Source organism: Luteibacter sp. 3190 (genome assembly GCF_031456385.1).
Classification (GTDB): Bacteria; Pseudomonadota; Gammaproteobacteria; order Xanthomonadales; family Rhodanobacteraceae; genus Luteibacter.
Genome location: NZ_JAVDUO010000001.1, coordinates 832457 through 858001, shown reverse-complemented (window position 1 = coordinate 858001; position 25545 = coordinate 832457). Strand labels below are relative to the sequence as shown.

Below are 25545 nucleotides of genomic sequence, written 5' to 3'. Positions count from 1 at the left end.
AAGCGCGCTCCCACATGGCCCGCTCGTAGCCAGCCGTCTGGGGGTCAGGCCGAGCGGCGCTGCACGATCAGCTTCTTGATCTCCGCGATCGCCTTCGCCGGGTTGAGACCCTTCGGGCAGGTGCGCGCGCAGTTCATGATCGTGTGGCAGCGGTAGAGCTTGAACGGATCCTCGAGATCGTCCAGGCGCGCACCGGTGTCCTCGTCGCGGCTGTCGACGATCCAGCGATAAGCCTGCAGGAGGATCGCCGGACCAAGGTAGCGGTCGCCGTTCCACCAGTAGCTCGGGCACGACGTCGAGCAGCAGGCGCAGAGAATGCATTCGTAGAGACCGTCGAGTTTCTTGCGGTCTTCCGGCGACTGCAGGCGCTCCTTGTCCGCGGGCGCCGGGCTCTGCGTGCGCATCCAGGGCTTGATCGAGGCGAACTGCGCGTAGAAATGCGTCAGGTCCGGGACCAGGTCCTTCACCACCGGCATGTGCGGCAGCGGATAGATGTTGACGGTACCGCTGCCGCAGTCCTCGATCGCCTTCGTGCATGCCAGCGTGTTCGTGCCGGCGATGTTCATGGCGCAGGAACCGCAGATGCCTTCACGGCACGAGCGGCGCAGCGAGAGCGTCGAATCGATCTCGTTCTTGATCTTCAGCAGGGCGTCCAGAACCATCGGACCGCACGTATCGAGGTCGACCTCGTACGTGTCGGTGCGCGGGTTCTGACCGTCGTCCGGCGTCCAGCGGTAGACCTTGAAGGTGCGCACGTTCTTCGCGCCCTTCGCCGGGAAATGCTTGCCGGCCTGGATCTGGGAATTCTTGGGTAGCGTGAACTCTGCCACGTTGGCCTCTCCGGTCCGGTATCAGTAAACGCGCTTCTTCGGCGGCACGACTTCGACATCGTCCGTCAGGGTGTACATGTGCACCGGGCGGAAGTCGAAGCTCGACTTGCCGGCCTCGTCGATCCATACCAGCGTGTGCTTCTGCCAGTCGTGATCGTCGCGGTCGGGGAAATCCTCACGGGCATGCGCACCGCGGCTCTCGGGACGCTGCTCGGCCGAATGCATGGTCGCGACGGCCTGCGCGAGCAGGTTCGACAACTCCAGCGTTTCGATGAGGTCGGAGTTCCAGACCAGCGAGCGGTCCGTCACCTTGACGTCCTTGAACGTCGAGTAGACCTCGGAAATCTTCTGCGAGCCTTCCTTCAGCGTCTCGCCCGTGCGGAACACGGCGGCGTCGGACTGCATCGTCTTCTGCATCTCGGCGCGGATCTGCGCGGTCGGCTTCGTGCCGTCCGCGTAGCGCAGCGCGTCGAAGCGGCCGAGGATCTTGTCCAGCGCGTTGGCCGGGAGATCCTTGTGCGCCGTGCCCGGCTTGATGAGCTCGGCGCAGCGGTTGGCCACCGAACGGCCGAAGACGACGAGATCGAGCAGCGAGTTGGAGCCGAGGCGGTTGGCGCCGTGCACCGACACGCAGGCCGCCTCGCCGATGGCGAAGAGGCCCGGCACGATCGAATCCGGATCGTCGTCGCGCTTGGTGACGACTTCGCCGTGGTAGTTGGTCGGAATGCCGCCCATGTTGTAGTGCACGGTCGGAAGGACCGGGATCGGCTCCTTCGTCACGTCCACGCCCGCGAAGATGCGCGCGGACTCGGCGATGCCCGGCAGGCGCTCGTGGATGACCTCGGGACCGAGGTGCATCAGGTTGAGGTGGATGTGGTCCTTGTTCGGGCCCACGCCACGGCCTTCGCGGATCTCGATCGTCATCGCGCGGCTGACCACGTCGCGGGACGCGAGGTCCTTCGCGTTCGGCGCGTAACGCTCCATGAAGCGCTCGCCTTCCGAGTTGGTCAGGTAACCGCCTTCGCCGCGCACGCCCTCGGTGATCAGGCAGCCCGCGCCGTAGATGCCGGTCGGGTGGAACTGCACGAACTCCATGTCCTGCAGCGGCAGGCCGGCGCGCAGCACCATGCCGCCGCCATCGCCCGTGCAGGTGTGCGCCGACGTGGCGCTGAAGTAAGCGCGACCGTAACCGCCGGTGGCCATCACCACCGCATGACCGCGGAAGAGGTGCAGCGTGCCTTCGTTCATGTCGAGAGCGAGCACGCCCACGCACTTGCCGTCCTCGAAAACGAGGTCGATGGCGAAGTACTCGATGAAGAACGTGGCGTCGTGCGCCAGCGCCTGCTGGTAGAGCGTGTGCAGGATCGCGTGGCCGGTGCGGTCCGCCGCGGCGCAGGTGCGCTGCGCGGTGCCCTGGCCGTAGTGCGTGGTCATGCCGCCGAACGGGCGCTGGTAGATCTTGCCTTCCTCGGTACGCGAGAACGGCACGCCATAGTGTTCGAGCTCGATGATGGCCGGGATGGCCTCACGGCACATGTATTCGATCGCGTCCTGGTCGCCGAGCCAGTCGGAGCCCTTGATCGTGTCGTAGAAGTGGAAGCGCCAGTCGTCTTCGCCCATGTTGCCGAGCGCGGCCGAGATGCCGCCCTGCGCCGCCACGGTATGCGAGCGGGTCGGGAACACCTTGGTGATGCAGGCGGCCTTGAGGCCCTTCTCGGCGAGACCGAACGTGGCGCGAAGACCAGCGCCGCCGGCGCCGACCACGATCACGTCGTACTTGTGTTGTTGAACCTTGTAGGCTTCCATCGATCAGCTTCCGAGCGCGACGCGCAGCACGGCCAGTACGCCCGTGAGCGCGGCGAGTACGGCGATGAACTTGATGATCACCAGCGAGGCCACTTCGAGCCAGCGGGTGTGGACGTAGTCTTCGATCACGACCTGCAGGCCGAGCGTGGCGTGCCGGAACATGGTGACGATGAGGGCGATCAGCAGCACCGCGTTCCACGGCTTGCCGAGCGTGGCGCGGGCCGTGGCGTAATCGGCGTGCAGGAGGCTGAGGATCGTGCCGATGAACCACAGCGTGAGGAAGATCAGGCCGAGCGCGGTGACGCGCTGGAGCATCCAGTGGCTCACGCCTTCCTTCGCGGAACCCAGGCCGCGGGCCCGGGCGAGCGGATTGCGCAGGTCCTTGTTCATGCGTGGCTCCCGGTCAGCACATAGGCCCATACCAGCGCCGTGAGCACGACGGCGCCGACGATCGACATCCAGCTCGAACGGATGAACGACTGCACGGCGTAACCCGCGCCGGCGTCCTGCGCCAGATGACGGATGCCGTTGCACAGGTGATAGAAGAAGTTGAGGGTCCACGCGACCAGGAGGATCGTGCCGAAGGCCGAACCCGCGATACCGGTGAACGTGGCGAAGGCCTCCGGACCCGCCGCGATGGAGGCGAGGCCCCAGACGATGACGAGGCTACCGACGGCATTGATGATGCCGGTGGCGCGATGCAGGATGGACGAGACCATCTGCACTTGCCACTTGTAGACCTGGAGATGGGGAGAGAGCGGTCGTCCCGTTTGTGCCATGGCGGCTATCCTGGATTGGAATCGCTGGTGCCCGACAGTCTCCCCTCGCCTTCCCGATACTCAGAAGTCGATGCAGCGTCCGTTCTTTTCCCAGTCGCCGTAACGCGTGGGGTCCAATGGCGCTTTCTCGACCCCCGGTTCGCCGTTCGTGGGGACGATTGGCGGTACGAGCGGCTTCGCCGGAGCGGAATCGTTCGTGTCCTGGGGTTCGGAGGGATTGTCGGACATGGTTATAAAGCCCTAAAAGCGTAATACCTGTGCCACGGCAGCACAACCTTGACGAACGCTCGGACCTTGGTCTGGCCCCGGTCCGACCGTATATCTTACCCCTCCCACCCTCCCCGCGCCGCCCCCATGCCGAGTACTACCACTCGTACGATCACCCTCGCCGGCCGCGATGCCGCCGCCTTCGCGAACAGCCAGCTGAGCAGCAACGTGCTCGGACTCCCCGTGGGCCGCTGGCACTTCAGCGGCTGGCTCGATCCGAAGGGGCGGGTCCGCGCCCTGCTTCACGTGGCGCGCATCGGCGACGAGCGATTCGTGCTCGTCCCGCGTGGCGGCGACGCCACCGCGCTGGCGGCCGATCTGAAACGCTTCGTGTTCCGCTCGAAAGTGACGATCGATGTGTCGGACACGCTCCATGTCGGCGACGGCGTCGCGCGTGCCGATGGCGAGGCCAGCGAGGATGCCGATGGTGCACTGCTGCTTGGCGAAGGTGACGCGTCGCTGCGCATCGCCGCGAACGAAGGCGACGACGCGTGGCGCGCGCGCCACATCGCGAAGGGTTACGCATGGCTGCCAGACGGCGCACTCGACGCGTTGTTGCCGCCCGCGCTGTCGATGGAACGTATCGGCGCCGTCGCGTTCGACAAGGGATGTTTTCCCGGGCAGGAAATCGCTGCGCGCCTGCATTTTCTTGGCGGACACAAACGGCATCTTCACATCGTGCAAAGCGATCGCGCACTGATCGAAGGCACGACGCTGCGCATTAACGGACGCGACGCCGGCATCGCATTGACGAGCGACGCATCCGCATCGCGGCCTACGACTCTCGTCGTACTCGACGATGCGACGGCCGCGGCGCAGAATCTTGATATCGAGGGCAATCGCCTCCACATCATTTCGACATTCACGGATTGAATGCGACATGCATCGTAAAAAATCTGTTCTCTCGCTCTCATGAGTCGAAGCTGAACCAGACAGCCCGCGCACTTGCGCAAATGGAATCGCGCCACTAGGCTCCGCCGATCGATTTGAAGTGGCCGTGGTGTAACGACACGGTGACACCCGCGACGATCCGTCGACGATGACGGTTCTGGCGCGACCCGGCGTGAAGCCGGAGATCAAGCAACGCGATCCTTCGTGACGCGTTATCAGCCGACGGAGCCGCCGCATCGCGATGCCGCTCCCTTGCGGCGCAACCCCATACCGGACGGCTCCGGACAGCCGCCCAGTAAAGTCACAGTGTGTGACGCCCGAGTCATCCGTATTCCACTGATTCGACGGATGCCATCGGTTGGTCCAGGTAGTAACGGCCTGCCCGCCCGTCTACCGCTCATACGTCTCCCATGGCTATCGCCGCAAGTGACGGAAAAGCTCGTTGGAGGCAGATACACATGAAACTTTCCGCTTTGCTCTGGATGGCGTCCGTCCTCCCGAGCCACCTCGCCGACCAGACGTGTCTGGCCACGACGGTGTACCTGGAAGCTCGTAGCGAACCCACCATCGGCCAGTACGCCGTGGCGGAAGTCGCACTCAGGCGCCGCGATCGCGGCATGGGTGGCAACAACGTCTGCGAAGTCGTCAAGGCGCCGCGTCAGTTCGCCATCACCCTCATGCCGAAGGATTTCGAGATCACCGATCTCGTGGCATGGACGAAGGCATGGAAGATCGCTGGCGACTCCATCAACAACTGGAGCCTGCCGAAGAGCGAACGCCTCGTATACGTACCGCAGGCCGATCATTTCGCCACCGTCGCGGTATCGCCAAGCTGGTCCGCCAGCCGCGTCGTTCGCAAGATCGGCGACCACGCGTTCTATGCGGTGAACTGATCGCGCAGGAACGTGCGGGGGAAAAGGGATCCAGGCGGGCAGCTTGGGATCTCCGGGAAAAGGGGCCCTCGGATGAGGGTCTTTTTTTTGCCCAAAAAAAACCCCGCCATCGGCGGGGTTTTTCATTTGGACGTCCAGACGTCCGAACGATCAGCGTCGATAGACGCGATCGCCGCGGACTTCCACGTAATCGCCGCGACGCAGTTCGGGATCTTCCCGCTGCGTCACCGTCGCCCAGCGTCCGTCGTCCAGGCGAATCTTCACGCGGAAGGCGACATCCTCGGCGCCGTTGCGCTTGCCCACCTGGTTGCCGACCAGACCACCGACGACCGCGCCGCCGACCGTGGCTGCCGAACGGCCGTCACCCTTGCCGATGGTGTTGCCGAGCAGACCGCCCGCGACCGCGCCGATCACCGCACCGAGCGGCGACGACTGCTTGTCGACGTACACCTGCTCGACATCCTCCACCACGCCGCATTGCTCGCACGTGCGCGGCGAGCCCGAATACACCACGCGGTCTCCGCGGTCGTAATAGCCACCGCGGCGCGGCTGGTCGTAGCACGCCGCGAGCGAGAGCGACGCAAGGGCGATGGCGACCAGGCCGGAGTTTCTGACGATCGTTAGCATGACGGGCTGCCTCTGTTCGGTTCGGATGGGATCAGCGCGAGTCGGAAACGACCGTCACGCCTTCCTGCACTTCCACGCGGTCGCCCGGGTCGTGGTCCATGCGAACCGTGCGGGTGACGCCGTTGTATTCATAGCGCACGTCGTAGGCGACGATCTTGTCGCTGCTGGCCCCCTGGACCGTGCTGCACTTGCGCACGGTGCTGGTGACCGTGTTGGTCTCCTGGCGACGCTCCTGGATCTCGTGACCGGCGTAACCGCCGCCCACGGCGCCCGCCACGGTGGCCAGCGTGCGGCCCTTGCCGCCACCGATCTGGTTGCCCAGCAGGCCACCCGCGACAGCGCCGATGGCCGTACCGGCGATCTGGTGCTGGTCCTTGACCGGGGCGCGGCGAGTGACGACCTCGTCGTGGCATTCGCGCTGCGGCGCCGTCGCGGCCTGCCGCACCGGGTCCACGCTCACCACACGGCCGTACTTCGGACCGGCCGGTTCCTGCGGCGCGGCGCCCGGACCCGTGGCATTGGCCACGTCGGCGTTCGCGTCACGGTTGCAGGCGGAAAGACCCAACACCAGCGCCGCACCCAAAGCCACGTTCAGGACGGAAAGTTTCAACCTGCTCATACCCTAATCTCCAGACAGATATCGGCGGCTCGATGGCGCTCAGCCCCATCACCCGGAAGCCGCCTCGACGCCATTTGACAGTCGTTAAACTGAACGAGGCCTTAGACTGGCGCCGACATTCATCACGGCATCACACCGACATGCTCGACCTGATCGATACCCACGCCCACCTCGACGACGGCGCGTTCGACGCCGACGGCGCGGCGATGTTCCAGCGCTCGGTCGATGCCGGCGTGCGGCGCTGGATCGTTCCCGCGATCGATCGCGGCAACTGGGAGAAAGTCGAGCGCCTCGCGGCGACGCGCGCGGGCGTATTCCCGGCCTACGGCCTGCACCCGCTGTTCCTGGACGCCCACCGCGACGCGCATCTCGACGACCTTCCCCGCTGGCTGGAAGACCACCACGCCGTCGCCGTGGGCGAGATCGGCCTGGACTTCTACGTCGAAGGCCTCGATCCGGTACGCCAGCGCGACCTGTTCGCACGGCAGCTCGACATCGCGAAGGAACTCGACCTCCCCGTGATCGTGCACGCGCGCCGCGCGTTCGAAGAGACGATCCACACCCTGCGCCGCGTCGGTGGCCTGCGGGGCGTGGTGCACAGCTTCGCAGGCAGCGAGGAGCAGGCGCGCCAGCTTTTCGACATGGGTTTCCACATCGGTATCGGTGGCCCCGTCACCTACGAACGGGCCCACCGCATCCGCCGCGTCGTCGCCTCCATGCCGATCGAACGGCTACTTCTCGAGACCGATGCGCCCGATCAGCCGTGCGCGCACCGTCGCGGCCAGCGGAACGAACCGGCGTTCATGCTGGACGTTCTGGAAAGCATCTCCGCGCTGCGCGAGGAGCGCGACGAAGACATCGCCGCCAGAACCACCGCCAACGCGATCCAGCTGTTCGCCCTGCCCTGAGGGCGGCCCGTGATGCTCATGACGCGGACTCGCCGGATATCCTGCATTCGATATCGACGGTCGTCCGGGGATAGTTGCGACGATAGGCCCGCAGGTAAAAACTTTTCCCGGGCATGTCGGTTCCGACGACGATGTCGAGACGGTTGGTGGCCTCGCCGGCCGGGTCGAGGGTGTTCATGACCACCAGCCGTCCCGTGCCGGTGCCATTGGGGTCGTAGATCTCCGTCTCCAGCCGCCCCCAGCTCACAGGCTGACCTCGCTCATCCCTCAGGCGCATGTGTATCGACCGGTCGACGCGCTCGCCCGGTCGGTACGTGACGACCTGATCGCCTCCGTCCAGGATCGTCAGATAGGTCGGTATGCGGTCCGAGTACTCCCGCGTGAATTCGAAGAACACCGGCACGTCGTTCTCGAGGACGGTGACGCGCACCCTGGCGCGCCCCGGCCGGCTACCCGGCCGCCATTGGTCACCCGGAAGCGCGACCCCGTCGGCGCCGCTGATCGCGTAGGAGTCGGGGACAGGGGTGTCGCTACCCGCGACGATGAAAGAGGCCCCGGTCCCCCCGTCGTCCTCGATCACATAATGGAGTATCGCCCCCGCCACCCGCTCGCCATCCGCGTCGAACGCGATGAGCAAGAGCGACCCTCCTCCGCTGCCCGGATCGGAAATCGTATGTTGCGCGCCGGAAGTCGCCTCGAGTCGCGCGACCGTTCCCGTCGCGCCGCGAACTGCCTCCAGCGCTTGCAGGAACGCCGGATCGGCTTCCACCATTTCACCGAGACGACGCTCCGATCGATTTTCCGCATACCGTTCCATGGCCTGGCCTTCGCAAGCGGGCCGCCGGCCCGACCGTATGACTATATCCCCCTGCCATCACAGTGGATCGCGACGAGCGACAAGAACGACGCGCGGTACCGGCATGTTTCCCGCAGTAGGGGCCGCACTTCCCGTTCTTTCCGAACTTGCGTCATGGAACGTCACCGGTTAGCCTAATAGTTCACCAGCGAACTATTAGCCAGCGAAATGTCGAGTCTCAAACCTTGTGTCGACGCGCTCTACGAGGGCGTCGACCGCGTCGCGGAGCGCATACCGGAGCTACCCCGCTGCGAAGTGTTCCTCGTGCGCCTGCTCATGCTCAACGCCGGCGCCCTGCTGCGGGACTTCGAGAGCAAGCTCAAGCCGCATGGCATGAACGACAGCGATTTCCGCACGCTGATGATGCTTTACGCGTCGGAAGAAGGCGCGACGCCGGGCGAGCTCTGCCTGCTGGCGGAACAGAAGCCGACGAACATGACGCGCATCGCGAACGCGCTGGTCAAGCGCGACTTCATTTCCCGCTCGCATGCCACGCACGACCGCCGGCAGGTGGTGCTTCGCATCACGGCCGCCGGTCGCCGCTTCGTCAACAAGCTGCTGCCGCCCATGTTCCCTCCGCTGGTCGAGTCCTTCGCGTGTTTCAGCGCGGCCGAGCGGAAGACCTTCGAACGCCTGCTGAAGAAGCTCGCCCTGCACCTCGATCCTTCCGTCGACGCGGATGCCACGCCATGACACCGATTCCGATCCGATCCGCCCTGCTCGCCGGCGCGATGGCGCTGGCCCTCGGCGCCTGCCACATACCGGCGAAGATCGACCGGCCCGCGCTGCGCGACGAAGCCCCGCTGGCCGGGGTGGACGCGGGCCAGCGCGCGGGCTGGCCGGCCGCCGACTGGTGGCGCGTCTATGGCGACCCGCAGCTCGATGAACTGATCGCCCTGGCGCTGCGTGGCGCACCCGATCTCGCGCAGGCGCGCACGCGCGTCGAATCCGCGCAGCAGAACATCCAGGTGGCCGCGGCGCAGGCCGGCCTGCGCATCGACGCCAGCGCGCAGGTCGCGCGCCAGCGCATGAGCGAGAACGGGATCATCCCGGCGCAGTTCCTCGGCTTCACCTGGTACAACCAGGCCGATCTGGGCATCCAGGCACGGTACGACTTCGACTGGTGGGGCAAGAAGCGGTACGCGATCGAGTCCGCGATCGACAGCGCGCGCGCCGCCGAGGCGGAACGCTCGGCGGCGTCGCTGACGATCCAGGCGACCGTCGCCGACACCTATTTCGGCTGGCTCGCCGACGAGTCGCGCGTCGCCCTCGCCGAGCGCCTCGTCACCGCACGCGAGCGCGCCCTGCGCATCGCCGAGCTTCGCGTCAGGCAGGGTGTCGATGTCCCCGATACCGCGCAGCAGGCTCGCGGCGAACTCGCGGGCGCACGCCAGCAGCTTGTCGCCCTGCGCGGCTCCGCGGCGATCCGCCGCGCGTCGCTGGCCACGCTCGTCGGCGTCGCGCCGGCGGCGCTGCCGACGCTCGCGCCGCGACCGCTACCCGACGTCACGCCCGGCCTGCCCGCCAACGCCGGCTCCGACCTCATGGCGCGCCGGCCCGACATCGCGGCCACGCGCTGGCAGGTCGAGGCGGCGCTGCGCCAGACGGACGCGGCGCGCGCGCAATTCTTTCCCGACGTCAGCCTGACCGCGATGGCGGGGCTGTCGAGCATCGACATGGACAAGGTGTTCTCGGCCGACAGCCGCGTTTTCGGCCTCACGCCCGCGATCCACCTGCCGATCTTCGAAGGCGGCGCGCTCGAGGCCAACCACGGCGTGAGCCGCGCGCAGCTCGGCGCCGCCGTGGCCCAGTACAACGCCACGGTGGCCAGCGCCGCGCGCGAGGTCGCCACGCAGGCCCTCGGCGCACGGCAGCTCGTCGATCGCCGCGCCCAGCAGGACACCCAGCTCGACGCGGCGACCACGCTGCTCGCGAGCGCCCGCGCACGCGCGGCGCGCGGGGTCCGCGACGATCGCGAATCCCTCGCGACGGAAGCCGCGCTGATCCAGCAGCAGGACATGGCCGCCGAGCTGCACGGCCAGGCGCTGTCCACTGACGTCGCACTGATCAGGGCCCTCGGCGGCGGTTACCGCGCCGAGCCCATCGCCTCCTCATCCACGCCTCGCACGAACGGAGCCCCGAGCCCATGAGCGCCATCCCCAACGAAACGCCGCGCGCGCAGGACGAGAGCGGCAACGCGCCGAAGGACAAGCGCAAGCGTGGCCGCGCGCTGCTCATCGCCCTGGTCGTGTTCCTCCTCGCCGCGCTCACCTGGTTCCTGCTCTGGCTGTTCGTGTTCTCGACCCGCGAGACCACCGACGACGCCTACGTGGGCGGCAACCAGGTCGGCATCTCGGCACAGGTGCCCGGTATCGTGATTGGCGTCTACGCCGACGACACGCAGCGCGTGACGGCCGGCCAGGTGCTCGTCCGCCTCGACCCGACCGACGCCGACGTGGCGCTGCGCAAGGCCAGCAGCGGACTCGCGCAGGCCGTGCGCCAGGTGCGCCAGCAGACGCAGTCGGCGGCCGGCGCGGATGCCGCGCTGGTCGCCCGCCGGCAGGACCTGAAGCGCGCGCAGGACGACCTCAAGCGCCGCATCCCGCTCCTCGCCGAGAAGGCAGTGGCGCCCGAGGAAGTGCAGCACGCCCGCGACGCCGTCACCAGCGCGCAATCCGCGCTCGACGCCGCGCAGCGGCAGGCCGACGCGGCACGCGCGCTCGTCGACGGTGCCGATGTCGAAGGCAATCCGGCGGTGGAGCAGGCCCGGGCGAACTTCCGCCAAGCCTGGGTCGCGGCCCAACGCAACGCGATCGTCGCGCCCATCGACGGCTACGTCGCGCAGCGCGGCGTCCAGGTCGGCAACAGCGTGCAGCCCGGCCAGCAACTGATGACCGTGGTCCCGCTGCACGATCTCTGGGTCGATGCGAACTTCAAGGAAAGCCAATTGCGCCACGTGCGCATCGGCCAGCCTGCGACCATCGAGGCCGACATCTACGGAAGCGGCGTCGAGTACCACGGCAAGGTGATCGGCCTGGGCGCCGGCACGGGCAGCGCGTTCTCGCTGCTGCCCGCGCAGAACGCCACCGGCAACTGGATCAAGGTGGTGCAGCGCGTGCCGGTTCGCATCGCGCTCGAGCCGAAGGACCTCGACGCGCACCCGTTGCGGATCGGCCTGTCCACCGCCGTCACCGTGGACATCACCGACGACAAGGGCGACGTGCTGCCAAAGCAGCCGTCCACGGTCGCCGTGGCGCAGACCCGCGTGTATGACGAGGTCGCCGCCAAGGCCGACGCCGCCGCGGATGCCATCGTCCGCGACAACCTCGGAGCCTCCACGCCTTGAGCGACGCCGCCCTCCCCGACACGCCCGCCAACGGCGGACCGAAGCCGCTGCACGGCGGCCCACTCGTCCTGCTGACGATCGCCGTCGCGTTCTCCACCTTCATGGAGATCCTCGACATGACGATCGTGAACGTCGCGGTGCCGCACATCGCCGGCAGCCTCGGCGTCGGCGCCAGCGAGGGCACCTGGGCCATCAGTTCCTACGCGCTGGCCAGCGCGATCATGCAGCCGCTCACGGGGTGGCTGGCGAAGCGCTTCGGCGAGGTGCGCACGTTCTGCGTGTCGGTGGCGCTGTTCGTGGCGTTCTCGATGCTCTGCGGCCTCGCCACCAACATGCCCATGCTGGTGATCTTCCGCCTCATGCAGGGCGCCGGCTCGGGCCCGATGGTGGCGTTGTCGCTGTCGCTGCTGCTGGCCAGTTATCCGAAGACCAAACAGGGCATCGCGCTGGCGATGTGGGCGATGACGGTCGTCGTCGCGCCGATCTTCGGCCCGATCCTCGGCGGCTATCTGACCGACAACTTCTCCTGGCCGTGGATCTTCTACATCAACGTGCCGGTGGGCGCCGCCGCGGGCGTGGTGACCTGGAGCATCCTGCGCCATCGCGAGACGAAGATCGTGCGCGCGCCCATCGACTCGGTCGGCCTCGCGCTGCTGGTGATCGGCGTGGGGTCGCTGCAGTTCATGCTCGACAACGGCAACGACCACGACTGGTTCGCCTCGCCGATGATCCTCACGCTCGGGCTCATCGCGCTCGTGGCGCTCGTGTTCCTCGTGATCTGGGAGCTCACGGCGAAACATCCGGTCGTCGATCTGTCGCTGTTCGGGCGGCGCAATTTCGCCGTGGGCGTCACGGCGCTCTCGCTCGGCATGCTCGCCTTCTTCGGCATCAACGTGGTGTTCCCGCTGTGGCTGCAGACCACGCTCGGCTACACGGCGACGTGGGCGGGACTCGCCACCGCCCCGGTGGGCATCCTCGCCTTCATCGTCTCGCCCTTCATCGGCAAGAACATCCAGCGCCTCGAACTGCGGGCCGTGGTGACGTTCGCCTTCATGGTGTTCGCCTTCACCTCGTTCTGGTTCGCCGGATTCAACAGCGGCGCCTCGTACGGCGCCCTCGTGCTGCCCCGCTTCATCATGGGCATCGCGATCGCCTGCTTCTTCATCCCGCTCAACCAGATCTTCCTGTCCGGGCTGAATCCCGACCAGATCGCCGGCGCGTCCGGGCTGGCGAATTTCTGCCGCACCCTCGCTTCGAGCGTGTCGACCGCGATCACGGTCACCCTCTGGCAGCACAGGACGGACTCCCACCACGCCTCGCTCACCGAATACGTGACGCACGCCTCACCCGCGACGACGGCGTTCACCCAGCGGCTCGACACCCTGGGGATTTCCGGCAAACCGGCGTTTGGCGTCATGGATCAGATCGTGACCCGCGAGGCGGCCACGCTCGCGGTCAACGATGTGTTCTGGGGATGCGCGATCCTGTTCCTCGCGCTCATCCCCATCCTCTGGCTCGCCCGCCCACCCTTCGGCAACGCCGGCGGTGCCGCGGCGCATTAATTCAAGCCGAGCTAAATCGATCCAAATGGAATCGGCTCGGATGTAAACGATTACGCGGGTCCGCGGCAACTGGTGCGGCGCAATACCTCGTGGTAGCTTTCGCCGCATGGCACAAACCCTACGCATCATTAAGAAGTATCCGAACCGTCGTCTGTACGATACGGAAATCTCGAGCTACATCACGCTGGAGGAAGTCCGCCAGCTGGTCCTCGACGGGGAAACTTTCGAGGTCCGCGACGCCAAGTCCGGCGAGGACCTGACCCGTTCCGTGCTGCTCCAGATCATCGCGGAGCACGAGGAGCACGGCCAGCCGATGCTGTCGCCCCAGCTCCTCTCCCACATCATCCGTTTCTACGGCGATTCGCTGCAGGGATTCATGGGCCCGTACCTGGAGCGCAGCCTGCAGGTCTTCCTCGACCAGCAGCAGCAGTTCCGCAACCAGCTCAACAGCCTGATGGGCCAGACCCCCTGGTCGATGCTCAACGAGATGACCGAGCGCAACCTCGACGTGTGGAAGTCGATGCAGCGCGGCTTCCTCGACGCCGCGACGGCCAAGCCGGCGGAACCGGTCCGCCCGGCGACGCGACCGGGCAAGAAAGCGGGCTGAGCCCGTCCGGCCGCCCTGGGCTTGCCCACGGCGGCGCTGCGGCGCACGATGCGCTGCCCCGCAATATCGCGCACGGACACAGGCCTCCATGCCCCGTAACGACATCGCCGTAGTCGGCGCCGGACTGGTCGGCGCCCTCGTCGCCACGCTCCTCACCCAGCGCGGGTTCCGCGTCACCGTCTACGAGCGCCGTTCCGATCCGCGCCTCGCGGGTTTCGAAGGGGGCCGGTCGATCAACCTCGCCCTCGCCGAGCGCGGATTGCATGCCCTGCGCGCGACGGGCCTGGCCGAAAAAGTGCTGGATCAGGCCGTGATGATGCGCGGCCGGATGGTCCACGACCCCGCCGGTCACAGTGGCCTGCAACGCTACGGCGTCGACGACTCCGAAGTGATCTGGTCGGTGTCGCGTGGCGGGCTCAACACCTTGATGCTGGATGCCGCGGAAGCCGCCGGCGCCACGATCCATTTCGACCAGGGCCTCGTCGCCGCCGATCTCGACGCCGGAACGCTCACGCTGGGCGCGCCGGACGGCACGCGGCGCACCGTCGACGCGCCGGTCGTCATCGGTGCGGACGGTGCCGGTTCGGCCCTGCGCGCCGCCATGCACGCGCATTCGCCGCTGGGCGAACGCGTGGAAGAACTGGGCCACGGTTACAAGGAACTGGAGATTCCTCCCGGTCGCGATCCGTCGGCGCCTTTCGCGATCGAGCGCAACGCGCTGCACATCTGGCCGCGCGGTCATTACATGTCGATCGCCCTCCCCAATCGCGAAGGCAGCTTCACCGTGACGCTGTTCCTCCCGAACGACGGGCCGCATCCGAGCTTCCGCACGATCGCGGGCGTCGGCGCCGCCGAGGCGTTCTTCCGCGCGGATTTTCCCGACGCGCTCGCCCTGATGCCGGATTTCGCGGCCGACTGGGCGGCGCATCCGGTCGGCACGCTCGGCACGCTCTACCTCGATCGCTGGCACATCGGGGGGCGCGCCCTACTCATCGGCGACGCGGCGCATGCGATCGTGCCGTTCCACGGCCAGGGCATGAACTGCGGCTTCGAGGACGCGGCGGAACTGGCGGAACTCTTCGCCGCGACGCCCGACGATCCGGCGGCCGTGTTCGCCGCGTTCGAGGCCCGGCGCAAGCCGAACGCGGACGCCATCGCGACCATGGCGCTCGAGAACTACGTGGAGATGCGCGATTCGGTCGCGGATCCGCACTACCTGCGCAAGCGCGAACTCGGCGCGCTGCTCGCGGAGCGCTCGCCGACGCACTACCTCCCGCGCTACCGCATGGTCACCTTCACCCACCTCCCGTATGCGTACGCGCTGGAGCGGGGTCGGGCGCAGGACACGTTGCTGGAGCAGTTGCTGAAGGGTCATGACAGCGTCGCTTCGGTGGATATCGACGCGGCGGTGCGTGCGCTGGAGGCCACGTTGCCTCCGCTGCCGCTTTAACGGTCTGCTACTACCGCGGCGCAGGAGCTGTCGCGGCCAGGTCCGCTCCCACAGGGGGCGACCCGCGCGCCATGGACTTCCTTGGCGTACCTCGCAACAATCGCCGGATGCCTGCGTCCGCCGAACCGCCGATCCTCCTCGAAGCCCGCGCGCTGTCGTTCTCGCGCCAGGACGAGCCGGTGTTCGGGCCGGTCGACTTCGCGCTGCGCGCGGGGGAGATCGCGCTCGTCGAGGGCGACAACGGCAGCGGCAAGACCACGCTGTTGCGCGTGCTGACCGGCATGCTGCGTGCCGGCGAAGGCGAGGTGCTTCTGGACGGCCTGCGTTTCTCGCTCGACACGATGGCCGGCGCCGTCGTCTTTCTCGGCCATCATCTGGGCCTCAAGTTCGACCTGAGCGCGCGGGAGAATCTTCGCGTGAGCGCGGGCCTGTACGGCCTTCGCGCCGGCGCAGACGCCGACGCCGCGCTGGCGGACACGGGGCTCGCGGGGTTCGAGGACGAACCGGTACGCCGCCTTTCCGCGGGTCAGAAGAAGCGCGCCGCGCTGGCGCGGCTGCTGATCCTGCCGGCGCGCGTCTGGTTGCTCGACGAGCCCTACGCCAACCTCGACCGCGACGGCATCGCGCTGGTCAACCGCCTGCTCGATGGCCACGCGAACCGCGGCGGCGCGGCGCTCGTCACCAGCCATGGCGCGGTGAGCTTCGCTGGCGGCGAACCGCGGCGCATCCGGTTGCACGCATGACGCCGGGCAGCACTCCCGCCGCCTGCGCGGCCCTGCTCCGGCGCGACCTCACCCTGGCCTGGCGGCGCCGCGGCGACATCGCGATGCCCGTGCTGTACGCGCTGATCGTCGCCACGCTGTTCCCGTTCGCCCTCGGACCCGAGCCGCAGCTGCTCGCCCGCATCGCCGGCGGCGTGGTCTTCGTCACCGTGCTGCTGGCGGTGCTCCTGTCGCTCGACCAGCTCTTCCGCGCGGACATCGACGACGGCTCGATGGAGCAGCTGATGCTCGCGCCGCAACCGCTGGCGTTGCTCGTCGGCATGAAGATCCTCGCGCACTGGATCACCTCGGCGCTGCCCCTGATCGTCGTCGCACCGCTGCTCGCGGGCATGCTGAAACTGCCCGCCGCCGCCCTGCCCGCGCTGGTGATGGCCCTGGGCATCGCGACGCCGCTGCTCAGCCTGCTCGGCGCCGTGCTCGTCGCGCTGACGGCGGGATCGAGGCGCTCTGGTATGCTTCTGGCGCTCATGTTGCTCCCGTTGTGCGTGCCGGTCGTGATCTTCGCCGCCGGGGCCGTGGCCGCCGCGCAGGAAGGGCTGCCGTGGATCGCGCCGATCGCCTGGCTGGGCGCCGGACTGGTCATGGCGGTCGTCCTCGCGCCGCTCGCCTGCGCCGCCGCGCTTCGCATCGCCATGGACACCTGACGCACGCAGCCGTGCGGCCCGTAGGGGGACGCCCGGCTTACCGCACGCAACCCCTCGAGGATCGATGGCTAACTGGGTTCCGCTCTGGCTTCACCGCCTCGGCTCGCCGCCGGTGTTCTACCGTTTCGCCGGCGCCGTGCGCCCGTGGGCGCTCGGCCTCGCGCTCGCCCTCGGCGCGGTGGCCCTCTATGCCGGCCTCTTCGTGGCGCCCGCGGATTACCAGCAAGGGGACGCGTACCGCATCATCTTCATCCACGTGCCATCCGCCTGGATGAGCCTCTTCATCTACGGCGCGATGGCGGTGGCGGCCTTCGTCGCGCTGGTCTGGCGCATCAAGATCGCCGAGGTCGTGGCGATGGAATCCGCGCCCGTCGGCGCCGCGTTCACCCTGATCACGCTCGTCACCGGCTCGCTCTGGGGCAAGCCGATGTGGGGCACCTGGTGGACGTGGGACGCGCGCCTGACCTCCGAACTCGTGCTGCTCTTCATCTACCTCGGCATCGTCGGCCTGTATCACTCGTTCGAGGATCGTCGCCAGGGTGCGCGCGCGGCATGCTTCCTCGTGCTGGTCGGGGCCGTGAACGTGCCGATCGTGCACTTCTCGGTGAACTGGTGGAACACCCTTCATCAGGGCTCGACCGTTCGCCTCGTCGGTCCGTCGCACATCGAGGCGAGCATGCTTTGGCCGCTGCTGACCATGATGGCCGCCACGAAGCTGTATTACATCGCCAGCCTGTTCGCCCGCGTCCGCGCCGACCTCATCGCCTCCGAAGGCGGCAAGGCGTGGGTGCGCGAGCTGCTGGTCCGCGAGGGAGGCGTCGCATGAACCTCGCCATGGGCGCCTACGGCTTCTATGTGTGGAGCGCCGTCGCCGTCTTCCTCATCGTCCTCCTGATCGACACGCTGGCGCCACTCGCCAGGCGCCGCCGGAACCTGCGCGACCTGCGCGCACGGATCGCGCGCCAGGAAAACCGCCGCCGGCCCGGAACCTCGCAGAGCAATGAATCCAACGCGTAAGCGCCGCCTCGCCATCGTCATTTCCGTCGTCGTCGCCGCCGCGATCGCGGTGGGCCTCGTCGTGTTCGCCCTGCAGCGGAACATGAGCTACCTGTTCACCCCGAGCCAGGTGCAGGAAGGCCAGGCCACGCAGTACCCGACCTTCCGCCTGGGCGGCATGGTCAAGGCCGGCTCGATCCAGCGCGCGGCCGACACGCTGAAGGTGAGCTTCATCGTGGTCGACGACGCCGGCGCGATGCCGGTGGAATACACCGGCATCCTTCCCGACCTGTTCCGCGACAACCAGTCGGTGATCGCCACGGGCCGCATGGACAGCGGGCGTTTCATCGCCAGCGAAGTGCTGGCCAAGCACGACGAGAACTACATGCCGAAGGAACTCAAGGACGCCATGGCCAAGGCCCACGAGAATCGTCGGATCGACGACAAGGCCACCCAGGACGCCACCCCATGATCCCCGAGCTCGGCCAGTTCGCCCTCGTCCTCGCGCTGCTCCTGGCCATCGCGCAGGGCATCCTCCCCATCGTGGGGGCGTGGCGCGGGAACGCGGCGCTCATGGCCGTGGCGCGGCCCGCCGCCGCCGGTCAGGGCGTCTTCGTGTTCGCGGCGATGGCCATCCTGATCTACGCATTCGCGACGTTCGATTTTTCCGTGGCCTACGTCGCCGACAACTCGAACCTCGCGCTGCCCTGGTACTACCGCGTCACCGCGGTGTGGGGCGCGCACGAAGGCTCGATGCTGCTGTGGGTCACCATCCTCAACGTGTGGTCGGTGGCGCTCGCCGCGCTGAGCCGGCACCTGCCGCAGCCGTTCGTCGCGCGCGTGCTCGGCGTCCTCGGCCTGATCGCCGTCGGCTTCCTCGCGTTCATCCTGTTCACGTCGAACCCGTTCGTGCGCGAACTGCCGATGCCGGCGGACGGCGGCGACCTCAACCCGGTGCTGCAGGACCCGGGCATGACGTTCCACCCGCCCGTGCTCTACATGGGCTACGTCGGCTTCTCCGTCGCCTTCGCGTTCTCGATCGCCGCGCTCCTCGGCGGCGAGATGGAGCAGGCCTGGGTGCGCTGGGCGCGCCCGTGGACCAATGTCGCGTGGGCGTTCCTCACCATGGGCATCGTGGCGGGCAGCTGGTGGGCCTACGCGGAGCTCGGGTGGGGCGGCTGGTGGTTCTGGGATCCCGTCGAGAACGCGTCCTTCATGCCGTGGCTGGTCGGCGTCGCGCTGATTCACGCGCAGGCCGTGACGGAAAAGCGCGGCTCGCTCCCGGCGTGGACGGTGCTGCTGTCCCTGTTCGCCTTCTCGCTGTCGCTGCTCGGCACGTTCCTCGTCCGCTCGGGCGTGCTGACCTCGGTGCACGCCTTCGCGTCGGATCCGCGCCGCGGGCTCTACATCCTCGGCTTCCTCGTCGTGGTGATCGGCGGCTCGCTGCTGCTCTACGCGATCCGCGCGCCGAAGGTCGCGACCGGCAAGCCATTCGCGCCCCTGTCGCGCGAGACCGGGATCATGGTCGCCAACCTGCTGTTCACGACAGCCGCCGCCATGGTGCTGCTCGGCACGCTGTTCCCCCTGATCGGCGACGCGCTGAACCTCGGTCGCGTTTCCGTCGGCCCGCCGTACTTCGGCTTCCTGTTCGTGCTGCTCATGGCGCCGGCGGTGCTCCTGCTGCCGTTCGGGCCCTACCTGCGCTGGGGCCGCGCGGAGGGCCGCCAGCTCACGGCGATGGCCCTGCGCGCCGGCGTGGCCGCGGTGGTCTGCGCCGTCGTCGCGGCGTTCTTCGCCCAGGGCCAGCTGCGCGCCATCGCGGGCGTCGGCGGCGCGGTATGGGTCGCCGCCGGCACGCTCGCCTACGTGATCAAGCGCTGGCGCGAGATGCCGCGCGGGCGGCGCTACCCCGCGGAAATGGCCGGGATGCTTGTCGCGCACGCGGGCGTGGCGATCTTCCTCATCGGCGTGATGCTTTCCGAATCCCTCAGCGTCGAACGCGACGTTCGGTTGGCGCCGGGTACGAGCGCGTCGATCGGCGGCTACGATTTCCGCTTCGACGGTGTCGAGGAAACCGAAGGCCCGAACTGGCGCGCCGACGAAGGCATCGTGACGATCCTCCGCGAAGGCAAGCCGGTGGGCACGATGCATCCGCAGAAGCGCACCTATTCGCGTGGGCAGGTGCAGACCGAATCGGCGATCGACGCGGGCCTGTTCCGCGACATCTACGTCGCGCTCGGCGAGCCGATGGATCCGAACGACGTCCAGGGCGCCTGGGCGCTGCGCCTGTACCACAAGCCCTTCGTGCGCTGGATCTGGCTGGGCGGCCTGTTCATGATGGCGGGCGGCTTCTTCGCCGCGGCCGAACGGCGTTTCCGCGCGAAGAAGACGGCGGCGGCCGACGTGCCGGCCGCCGCGCCGAAGGAGTCGCTGGCATGAGCCGCCTGCTGCCCCTCGTCGCGTTCCTGCTGCTCGCCGGACTGTTCGGCTTCGGCATCTGGTGGAACACCGGTCACGATCCGCACGACATCGCCTCGCCCCTGATCGACAAGCCGGCGCCGGCCTTCGCCCTGCCCGTGCTCGGCGAACCGTCGCGCACGGTGGACAAGGCCTCGCTGCTCGGCAAGCCGTACCTGCTCAACGTCTTCGCCAGCTGGTGCGTCGAGTGCGTGCACGAACACCCGATCCTGATGACCGGCGTGAAGCGGCTGGGCATCCCGCTCGTCGGCTTCAATTACAAGGACGAGCCGCAGGCCGCGACCGCCTGGCTCGCCGAACACGGCAATCCGTTCGACGTCGTCGTGGCCGATCGCGACGGACGCGCCGGCATCGACTTCGGCGTCTACGCGGCGCCCGAAACGTTCCTCATCGATGCGAAGGGCGTCATCCGCTACAAGCGCATCGGCCCGATCACGCCCGACGTGCTCGAGAACGAGATCCGCCCCGCCATCGCCGCGCTCGCGAAGGAAACGCCGTGATGCGTCGCGTCCTTCTGGTGCTCGCGCTGTGCATGCTGTCGGCCGCCGTGTCCGCGCAGGCGATCCAGCCGATGCCGTTCCGCGATCGCGCGGAGGAGGTCCGCTTCCAGAAGCTCAGCGCGGAACTGCGCTGCCCGATGTGCCAGAACGAGACGCTCGCCGACTCCAACGCGCCGATCGCGCACGACCTGCGCAGACAGGTGTTCGAGATGATGCAGGCGGGCCGGAGCGACGACGAGATCAAGGCGTTCCTGGTCGAGCGTTATTCGCAGTTCGTGCTGTACAAGCCGCCCGTCGAACCGTCGACGTGGCTGCTCTGGTTCGGCCCGCTGCTACTGCTCGCCGTCGGCGGCATCGTCGTCGCCGTGCAGGTTCGCCGCCGAGCGCGCCTGGCGCCCGCCGCTCCGCCGGCCAACGACAACGGGGACGACTGGTGACCCTCGCGTTCTATCTCACCGCCGCGGCCATGCTGGTCGTCGCGCTGGCCTTACTCCTCGTCCCGCTGGTCCGCCAGGGCCGCCGGGACGGTCGCTCGCGCGGCATCTTCGCGATCGTGGTCGCCATCGCGATCCTTCTGCCGACCGCCAGCGCCGCCCTGTACATGCTCGTCGGCACGCCCGTCACGCTCGCCGGTGTCGAGCCGCCAAAGGAAGTCACGCTCGACGACGCCATCGGCGAACTCGTGCGGCGCCTCGATGAGCGGCCCGACGACGCGCAGGGCTGGATGCTGCTGGGACAGGCCTACGGGATGGCCAAAAAGCCCGCCGCCGCCCGTGACGCCTACGGCAAGGTCCTCGCCATCGACGAGCGGAACGTGCCCGCCATGGTCGGCTGGGCGGAAGCCGATTCCCTCGCGCGCGACGACCACCGGATCGACGGGCGCGCCTTCGAGCTGCTGCAGCGCGCCGCCAACGCCGCGCCGGACAACCAGCGCGCGCTCTGGCTGCTCGGCATCGCGCAGTTCCAGAAGGAACGCTACGCGGACGCCATCGCGACCTGGCGCCAGCTGCAGCCGTTGCTCGACCCGGATTCCAACGTGGCCCACGCCGTCGCCCGGCAGATCGCCGTCGCCGAAAAACACATCGAAGCGGAGCCCGGCGCCCCCGCCACGGGTACCATCGACGTACCCCATTGAAGGAACGACCCATGGGCGACGCACGCCGCTATCACAGCCTCTCCTCGCCGTTCCGCATGAAGCGCGGCGGCGAACTGCACGGCGCGCGCGTCGCGTTCGAGACCTGGGGGACGCTTTCCGAAGCGCGCGACAACGCGATCCTGATCCTCACCGGCCTGTCGCCCAGCGCGCACGCGGCCTCGAACGCCGAGGATCCGACGCCGGGATGGTGGGAGCCCATGATCGGGCCGGGTCGCGCGTTCGACACCGACCGATTCTTCGTGATCTGCGTCAACTCGCTCGGCAGCGACAAGGGCTCCACCTGCCCCGCCTCGATCGATCCCGCGACGGGCGCGCCGTATCGCCTGACGTTTCCCGAACTCTCGCTCGAGGATGTCGCGAACGCGGCGTGGGAAGCGGTCACCGGACTCGGCATCGTCCAGCTCGCCTGCCTCGTCGGCTGCTCGATGGGCGGCATGGGCGCGCTCGCTTACATGCTGCTGCATCCGGGCGCCGCGCGCACGCACATCAGCGTGGACACCGCGCCGCAGGCGCAACCGTTCGCGATCGCGATCCGCTCGCTGCAACGCGAGGCGATCCGTCTCGACCCGCACTGGAACAAGGGCCAGTACGCGGGCGACGAATGGCCGGAACACGGCATGGGCATCGCTCGCAAACTGGGCGTCATCACCTATCGCTCGGCGATGGAGTGGAAGGGCCGATTCGCGCGCATTCGCCTCGATCCCGACGATCGCGACGAGACCTCGCCGTTCGGTTTCGAATTCCAGGTGGAGTCGTACCTCGAAGCTCACGCCAAGCGCTTCAACCGCCAGTTCGATCCGAACAGTTACCTGTACCTGTCGCGTGCCAGCGACTGGTTCGACGTGGCGGAGTACGGCGACGGCGACGTCATGCGCGGCCTGGCCCGGATCCAGGTGGAACGCGCGCTGGTCATCGGCGTGAGCACGGACATTCTGTTCCCGCTGGAACAGCAGGAAACGATCGCCAAGGGACTGGAAGCCGCCGGCGCGCACGTCGATTTCGTGGCCCTGGATTCGCCGCAGGGCCACGACGCCTTCCTCGTCGACATCGACAACTACAGCCGGGCCATCGGCGGGTTCCTGGCCTCGATCTGACCCCCGGTTTGCTATGATCGGGGTCGAAACGGGCCCCCACGTCTTCCCCACGAGGTTCCACCCATGATCACCGTCGACTTCCCGGGCAGCCGCAAGCTCATCGACGCCATCGACACCGCCGTGGCTCAGCCGAGCACCCCGGCCCTGACGGATTCCCTGCGCAACGCGCTGTGCCGCCTGATCCGCTCCCAGGAGGTCATCCTGCCCTCCTGCGTCATGGAGACCGCCGGCGACCACTACGCCCGCCGTGAACTCTACCGCAGCGACGAGCACGGCTACAGCGTCGTCGCCATGACCTGGGGCCCCGGCCAGGGCACCCTGATCCACGACCATTCGGGCATGTGGTGCGTCGAAGGGGTCTGGAACGGCGCCCTGGAGATCGTCCAGTACGAGCTGCTCGGCCACGATGCGGAGCGCTACCACTTCCGGCCGGTCGGCTCGATTCAGGCGGGCCCCGGCTCCGCCGGCAGCCTGATTCCGCCCCACGAGTACCACACCATCCGCAACCCCAGCGACGACGCGGTGGCCGTCAGCCTGCACATCTACTCGGGCCGGATGACCCAGTGCGCCGTGTTCAACCCCGAGGGCGACGACTGGTACCACCGCACCGAACGCAAGCTGGGCCTCGACCAGGTCCATTGATTGACGCATAATCGCGGGCCCCAGCCGAAATGGCGGAACCGGTAGACGCGGCGGACTCAAAATCCGTTTGTAGAGATACAGTGTGGGTTCGAGTCCCACTTTCGGCACCAAAGACGAAAATCAAGGAAGCCAGTGGCGTCCGCCGACTTTCGAGAACCCGCTCACAAGGCGGGTTTTTTATTGCCTGCCGTTCCTGGGGCGTCTCAGCGCGTCCAGCCGCAGCCGCTATTGCATGTGAGTAACTTTGTGCGTAAGGTATACCCGTACTCACCGCGAGCCCTCGGGTTACTCAAATGCTCACCGACGCCAAACTGCGCGCCCTCAAGCCCAAGGCCACGCTCTACCGCGTGACGGACTCAGGGGGACTGGTGATCGAGGTTCCGGTCAGCGGAGGTCTTCGCTGGCGCTTCCGCTACCGCTTCGAGGGCAAGGCGAAGATGCTGAGCCTTGGCACCTACCCCTCCGTGACGCTCGCCCAGGCTCGTCTCCGTCGCGATGCCGCTCGTGCCTCGCTGGCAAACGGGATCGACCCGAGCGCCAGCCGCCAGGAGGCAAAGCGCGCACGCTCCCTAGCCCTAGCCCCTACTCCCACCTTCCAGTCCGTCGCCGTGCTCTGGCTCGCCCGCCAACAGGTTGCCGAAGTCACGGCCAATAAGAACAGGTGGCTGCTTGAGAGCTTCTTGTATCCGGACCTTGGGCATCGTCCGATCAAGGAGATTACCGACCGGGAAATGCTTACGACCCTTCGGAAGATCGAGGACGCGGGCAAGCTGGAAACGGCCAAGCGGGCGAAAATCAAAGCGGGCCAGATATTCCGCTACGCCATGCTTGAGGGACTGGCTGAGCGTGACCCTACCGGCTCCCTCCGTGGCGCTCTCAAGGCACCCAAGGTCAAGCATCACGCGGCCATCGTGGACCCGCTCAAGATCGGCGAGCTTCTCCGTGCCATTGATGGGTTCTCGGGCCAGTACGTCACTCTCTGCGCCCTTCGCCTCGCTCCCCTCGTGTTCGTCCGTCCTGGCGAACTGCGTCGTGCTGAGTGGTCCGAATTCGACCTAGACGGGTCCGTGTGGCGTATTCCCGGAGAGAAGATGAAGATGAAGGCGGCGCACATCGTCCCGCTTTCGACGCAGGCCGTCGCCATCCTTCGCGAGCTTCAAGGCTTCACGGGGCACGGCCGCTATGTCTTCCCGTCGATCGCCAGCGGTGTCCGCCCCATGAGCGAGAACACGGTAAACAGCGCACTTCGCCGCCTCGGCTACACCGGCACGGAAATGACGGGCCATGGGTTCCGTAGCTTGGCCGCTACACGACTCAATGAAATGGGCTGGAACCCGGACGCCATTGAGCGCCAGCTAGCCCACGCCGAATCCAACAAGGTCCGCGAGGCATACACCCACGCCGCCCAATACCTCGATGAGCGCACGCGGATGATGCAAGCCTGGGCGGACTACCTTGACGGCCTCAAAGCCGGTGGCAAGGTCGTTGCATTTAAGTCGCAGGCGGGGTCTGCGGCGTAGGAATTCCGGCATGTGCCGGAAGTGGCGGGACGAGGTGCTGACACACCCCGCCCGCCTAACCACCACCACGACGATAGGAGTCGGGATCATGGCTACAAATAGTGTAACGGCACATTCGGATGCGTTGACGGCCCTTTCAAGGCCCTCCCCGGCAATTCAGGTTCTCTACGCCGAGACGTCGGATGAGCACGAACTGCTCGTCCTCTTTCGCCGGCTTTCGCGTTGTGATCAGCAGGCGGTCATGGCGGCGGTGCGTACGCTCGCCGCTGGCAACGTCAACAAGTCGAACTGA

At 67.6% G+C, this 25545-nt stretch carries 30 protein-coding genes and 1 tRNA gene; 23 read left to right on the top strand and 8 right to left on the bottom strand.

Annotated elements, in window-relative coordinates; all coding sequences use genetic code 11:
* Positions 1-44 precede the first annotated feature (44 nt).
* Genes J2X58_RS04090 through J2X58_RS04070 form a run of 5 tightly spaced genes read right to left on the bottom strand, consistent with a single transcriptional unit; the run spans position 45 to position 3643 of the window.
* Complete coding sequence (locus tag J2X58_RS04090; RefSeq protein WP_090053744.1) at positions 45-830, bottom strand: succinate dehydrogenase iron-sulfur subunit; 786 nt, start codon at positions 828-830, stop codon at positions 45-47.
* Positions 831-851: 21 nt separating this feature from the next.
* Complete coding sequence (gene sdhA, locus J2X58_RS04085; RefSeq protein WP_090053745.1) at positions 852-2636, bottom strand: succinate dehydrogenase flavoprotein subunit; 1785 nt, start codon at positions 2634-2636, stop codon at positions 852-854.
* A 3-nt stretch (positions 2637-2639) separates the two neighbouring features.
* On the bottom strand, positions 2640-3026 hold the full coding sequence (sdhD, locus tag J2X58_RS04080; RefSeq protein ID WP_090053747.1) for a succinate dehydrogenase, hydrophobic membrane anchor protein: 387 nt from the start codon (positions 3024-3026) through the stop codon (positions 2640-2642).
* A complete protein-coding gene (gene sdhC, locus J2X58_RS04075) occupies positions 3023-3415 on the bottom strand; it encodes a succinate dehydrogenase, cytochrome b556 subunit (protein ID WP_310046533.1) in 393 nt (130 codons plus the stop codon). The genes sdhD and sdhC overlap by 4 nt, the downstream gene beginning before the upstream one ends.
* A 60-nt stretch (positions 3416-3475) precedes the next feature.
* Positions 3476-3643 (bottom strand): DUF1674 domain-containing protein, encoded by a 168-nt coding sequence (locus tag J2X58_RS04070; RefSeq protein ID WP_072320744.1) that lies wholly within the window; start codon positions 3641-3643, stop codon positions 3476-3478.
* Between the two features lie 126 nt (positions 3644-3769).
* Here J2X58_RS04070 and J2X58_RS04065 point away from each other — a divergent pair, with 126 nt between their 5' ends.
* The gene (locus J2X58_RS04065; protein WP_345784557.1) at positions 3770-4555 is read left to right on the top strand and encodes a folate-binding protein; all 786 of its coding nucleotides are present in this window, start codon (positions 3770-3772) and stop codon (positions 4553-4555) included.
* Between the two features lie 476 nt (positions 4556-5031).
* Positions 5032-5466: a cell wall hydrolase gene (locus tag J2X58_RS04060; protein ID WP_090053753.1), complete on the top strand. Its 435-nt coding sequence runs from the start codon at positions 5032-5034 to the stop codon at positions 5464-5466.
* 150 nt (positions 5467-5616) lie between these two features.
* Here J2X58_RS04060 and J2X58_RS04055 read toward each other — a convergent pair whose 3' ends face one another.
* Together J2X58_RS04055 and J2X58_RS04050 are read right to left on the bottom strand one after the other, a co-directional pair.
* Positions 5617-6093 (bottom strand): glycine zipper 2TM domain-containing protein, encoded by a 477-nt coding sequence (locus J2X58_RS04055; RefSeq protein WP_310046531.1) that lies wholly within the window; start codon positions 6091-6093, stop codon positions 5617-5619.
* A gap of 31 nt (positions 6094-6124) precedes the next feature.
* Entirely contained in the window at positions 6125-6712 is a 588-nt protein-coding gene (locus tag J2X58_RS04050) for a glycine zipper 2TM domain-containing protein (RefSeq protein ID WP_090177053.1), read from the bottom strand.
* A 140-nt stretch (positions 6713-6852) separates the two neighbouring features.
* On the opposite strand from J2X58_RS04050, the gene J2X58_RS04045 reads away from it, so the two are divergent.
* Positions 6853-7620 carry a TatD family hydrolase gene (locus J2X58_RS04045; RefSeq protein WP_310046529.1) on the top strand — a complete coding sequence of 256 codons (768 nt, stop codon included), beginning with the start codon at positions 6853-6855 and terminating at the stop codon, positions 7618-7620.
* 16 nt (positions 7621-7636) lie between these two features.
* On the opposite strand, the gene J2X58_RS04040 is transcribed toward J2X58_RS04045, so the two are convergent.
* Positions 7637-8437, bottom strand: coding sequence for a hypothetical protein (locus tag J2X58_RS04040; protein WP_310046528.1), 801 nt, complete (start codon positions 8435-8437; stop codon positions 7637-7639).
* Positions 8438-8644: 207 nt separating this feature from the next.
* Between J2X58_RS04040 and J2X58_RS04035 the strand changes: the two genes are divergently transcribed.
* The 20 genes from J2X58_RS04035 to J2X58_RS03940 all read left to right on the top strand — a co-directional run bounded on the left by J2X58_RS04035 (position 8645) and on the right by J2X58_RS03940 (position 25545).
* A complete protein-coding gene (locus J2X58_RS04035) occupies positions 8645-9169 on the top strand; it encodes a MarR family transcriptional regulator (protein WP_090053761.1) in 525 nt (174 codons plus the stop codon).
* Positions 9166-10626 carry an efflux transporter outer membrane subunit gene (locus J2X58_RS04030; protein ID WP_310046527.1) on the top strand — a complete coding sequence of 487 codons (1461 nt, stop codon included), beginning with the start codon at positions 9166-9168 and terminating at the stop codon, positions 10624-10626. The genes J2X58_RS04035 and J2X58_RS04030 overlap by 4 nt, the downstream gene beginning before the upstream one ends.
* On the top strand, positions 10623-11822 hold the full coding sequence (locus J2X58_RS04025; RefSeq protein WP_310046525.1) for an HlyD family efflux transporter periplasmic adaptor subunit: 1200 nt from the start codon (positions 10623-10625) through the stop codon (positions 11820-11822). The genes J2X58_RS04030 and J2X58_RS04025 overlap by 4 nt, the downstream gene beginning before the upstream one ends.
* Positions 11819-13384, top strand: coding sequence for a DHA2 family efflux MFS transporter permease subunit (locus J2X58_RS04020; protein ID WP_090053766.1), 1566 nt, complete (start codon positions 11819-11821; stop codon positions 13382-13384). The genes J2X58_RS04025 and J2X58_RS04020 overlap by 4 nt, the downstream gene beginning before the upstream one ends.
* Before the next feature lie 106 nt (positions 13385-13490).
* Positions 13491-13991 carry a polyhydroxyalkanoate synthesis repressor PhaR gene (phaR, locus tag J2X58_RS04015; RefSeq protein ID WP_090053768.1) on the top strand — a complete coding sequence of 167 codons (501 nt, stop codon included), beginning with the start codon at positions 13491-13493 and terminating at the stop codon, positions 13989-13991.
* Between the two features lie 88 nt (positions 13992-14079).
* A complete protein-coding gene (locus J2X58_RS04010) occupies positions 14080-15441 on the top strand; it encodes an NAD(P)/FAD-dependent oxidoreductase (protein ID WP_090053770.1) in 1362 nt (453 codons plus the stop codon).
* A 107-nt stretch (positions 15442-15548) separates the two neighbouring features.
* A complete protein-coding gene (ccmA, locus tag J2X58_RS04005; RefSeq protein ID WP_090053772.1) occupies positions 15549-16184 on the top strand; it encodes a heme ABC exporter ATP-binding protein CcmA in 636 nt (211 codons plus the stop codon).
* Positions 16181-16867, top strand: a complete 687-nt coding sequence (ccmB, locus tag J2X58_RS04000; protein ID WP_090053774.1) for a heme exporter protein CcmB — start codon at positions 16181-16183, stop codon at positions 16865-16867. The genes ccmA and ccmB overlap by 4 nt, the downstream gene beginning before the upstream one ends.
* 64 nt (positions 16868-16931) lie before the next feature.
* Positions 16932-17693: a heme ABC transporter permease gene (locus tag J2X58_RS03995; protein WP_090053776.1), complete on the top strand. Its 762-nt coding sequence runs from the start codon at positions 16932-16934 to the stop codon at positions 17691-17693.
* Complete coding sequence (gene ccmD, locus J2X58_RS03990; protein ID WP_090053778.1) at positions 17690-17884, top strand: heme exporter protein CcmD; 195 nt, start codon at positions 17690-17692, stop codon at positions 17882-17884. Before J2X58_RS03995 ends, ccmD begins: the two co-directional genes overlap by 4 nt.
* A complete protein-coding gene (ccmE, locus tag J2X58_RS03985) occupies positions 17868-18335 on the top strand; it encodes a cytochrome c maturation protein CcmE (protein ID WP_090053780.1) in 468 nt (155 codons plus the stop codon). The genes ccmD and ccmE overlap by 17 nt, the downstream gene beginning before the upstream one ends.
* Positions 18332-20302 carry a heme lyase CcmF/NrfE family subunit gene (locus tag J2X58_RS03980; protein WP_310046522.1) on the top strand — a complete coding sequence of 657 codons (1971 nt, stop codon included), beginning with the start codon at positions 18332-18334 and terminating at the stop codon, positions 20300-20302. Before ccmE ends, J2X58_RS03980 begins: the two co-directional genes overlap by 4 nt.
* On the top strand, positions 20299-20841 hold the full coding sequence (locus J2X58_RS03975) for a DsbE family thiol:disulfide interchange protein (protein ID WP_310046521.1): 543 nt from the start codon (positions 20299-20301) through the stop codon (positions 20839-20841). The genes J2X58_RS03980 and J2X58_RS03975 overlap by 4 nt, the downstream gene beginning before the upstream one ends.
* Positions 20841-21278, top strand: coding sequence for a cytochrome c-type biogenesis protein (locus J2X58_RS03970; protein WP_090053786.1), 438 nt, complete (start codon positions 20841-20843; stop codon positions 21276-21278). The genes J2X58_RS03975 and J2X58_RS03970 overlap by 1 nt, the downstream gene beginning before the upstream one ends.
* Positions 21275-21976 (top strand): tetratricopeptide repeat protein, encoded by a 702-nt coding sequence (locus J2X58_RS03965; RefSeq protein WP_310046520.1) that lies wholly within the window; start codon positions 21275-21277, stop codon positions 21974-21976. The genes J2X58_RS03970 and J2X58_RS03965 overlap by 4 nt, the downstream gene beginning before the upstream one ends.
* An 11-nt stretch (positions 21977-21987) precedes the next feature.
* Positions 21988-23091, top strand: a complete 1104-nt coding sequence (locus tag J2X58_RS03960) for a homoserine O-acetyltransferase (protein WP_090053789.1) — start codon at positions 21988-21990, stop codon at positions 23089-23091.
* Positions 23092-23154: 63 nt separating this feature from the next.
* Positions 23155-23733, top strand: coding sequence for a cysteine dioxygenase family protein (locus tag J2X58_RS03955; RefSeq protein WP_090053791.1), 579 nt, complete (start codon positions 23155-23157; stop codon positions 23731-23733).
* Positions 23734-23756: 23 nt separating this feature from the next.
* Positions 23757-23843, top strand: a tRNA-Leu gene (locus tag J2X58_RS03950).
* 183 nt (positions 23844-24026) lie between these two features.
* The gene (locus tag J2X58_RS03945; RefSeq protein ID WP_310046519.1) at positions 24027-25253 is read left to right on the top strand and encodes a tyrosine-type recombinase/integrase; all 1227 of its coding nucleotides are present in this window, start codon (positions 24027-24029) and stop codon (positions 25251-25253) included.
* Positions 25254-25341: 88 nt separating this feature from the next.
* The gene (locus J2X58_RS03940) at positions 25342-25545 is read left to right on the top strand and encodes a hypothetical protein (protein ID WP_310046517.1); all 204 of its coding nucleotides are present in this window, start codon (positions 25342-25344) and stop codon (positions 25543-25545) included.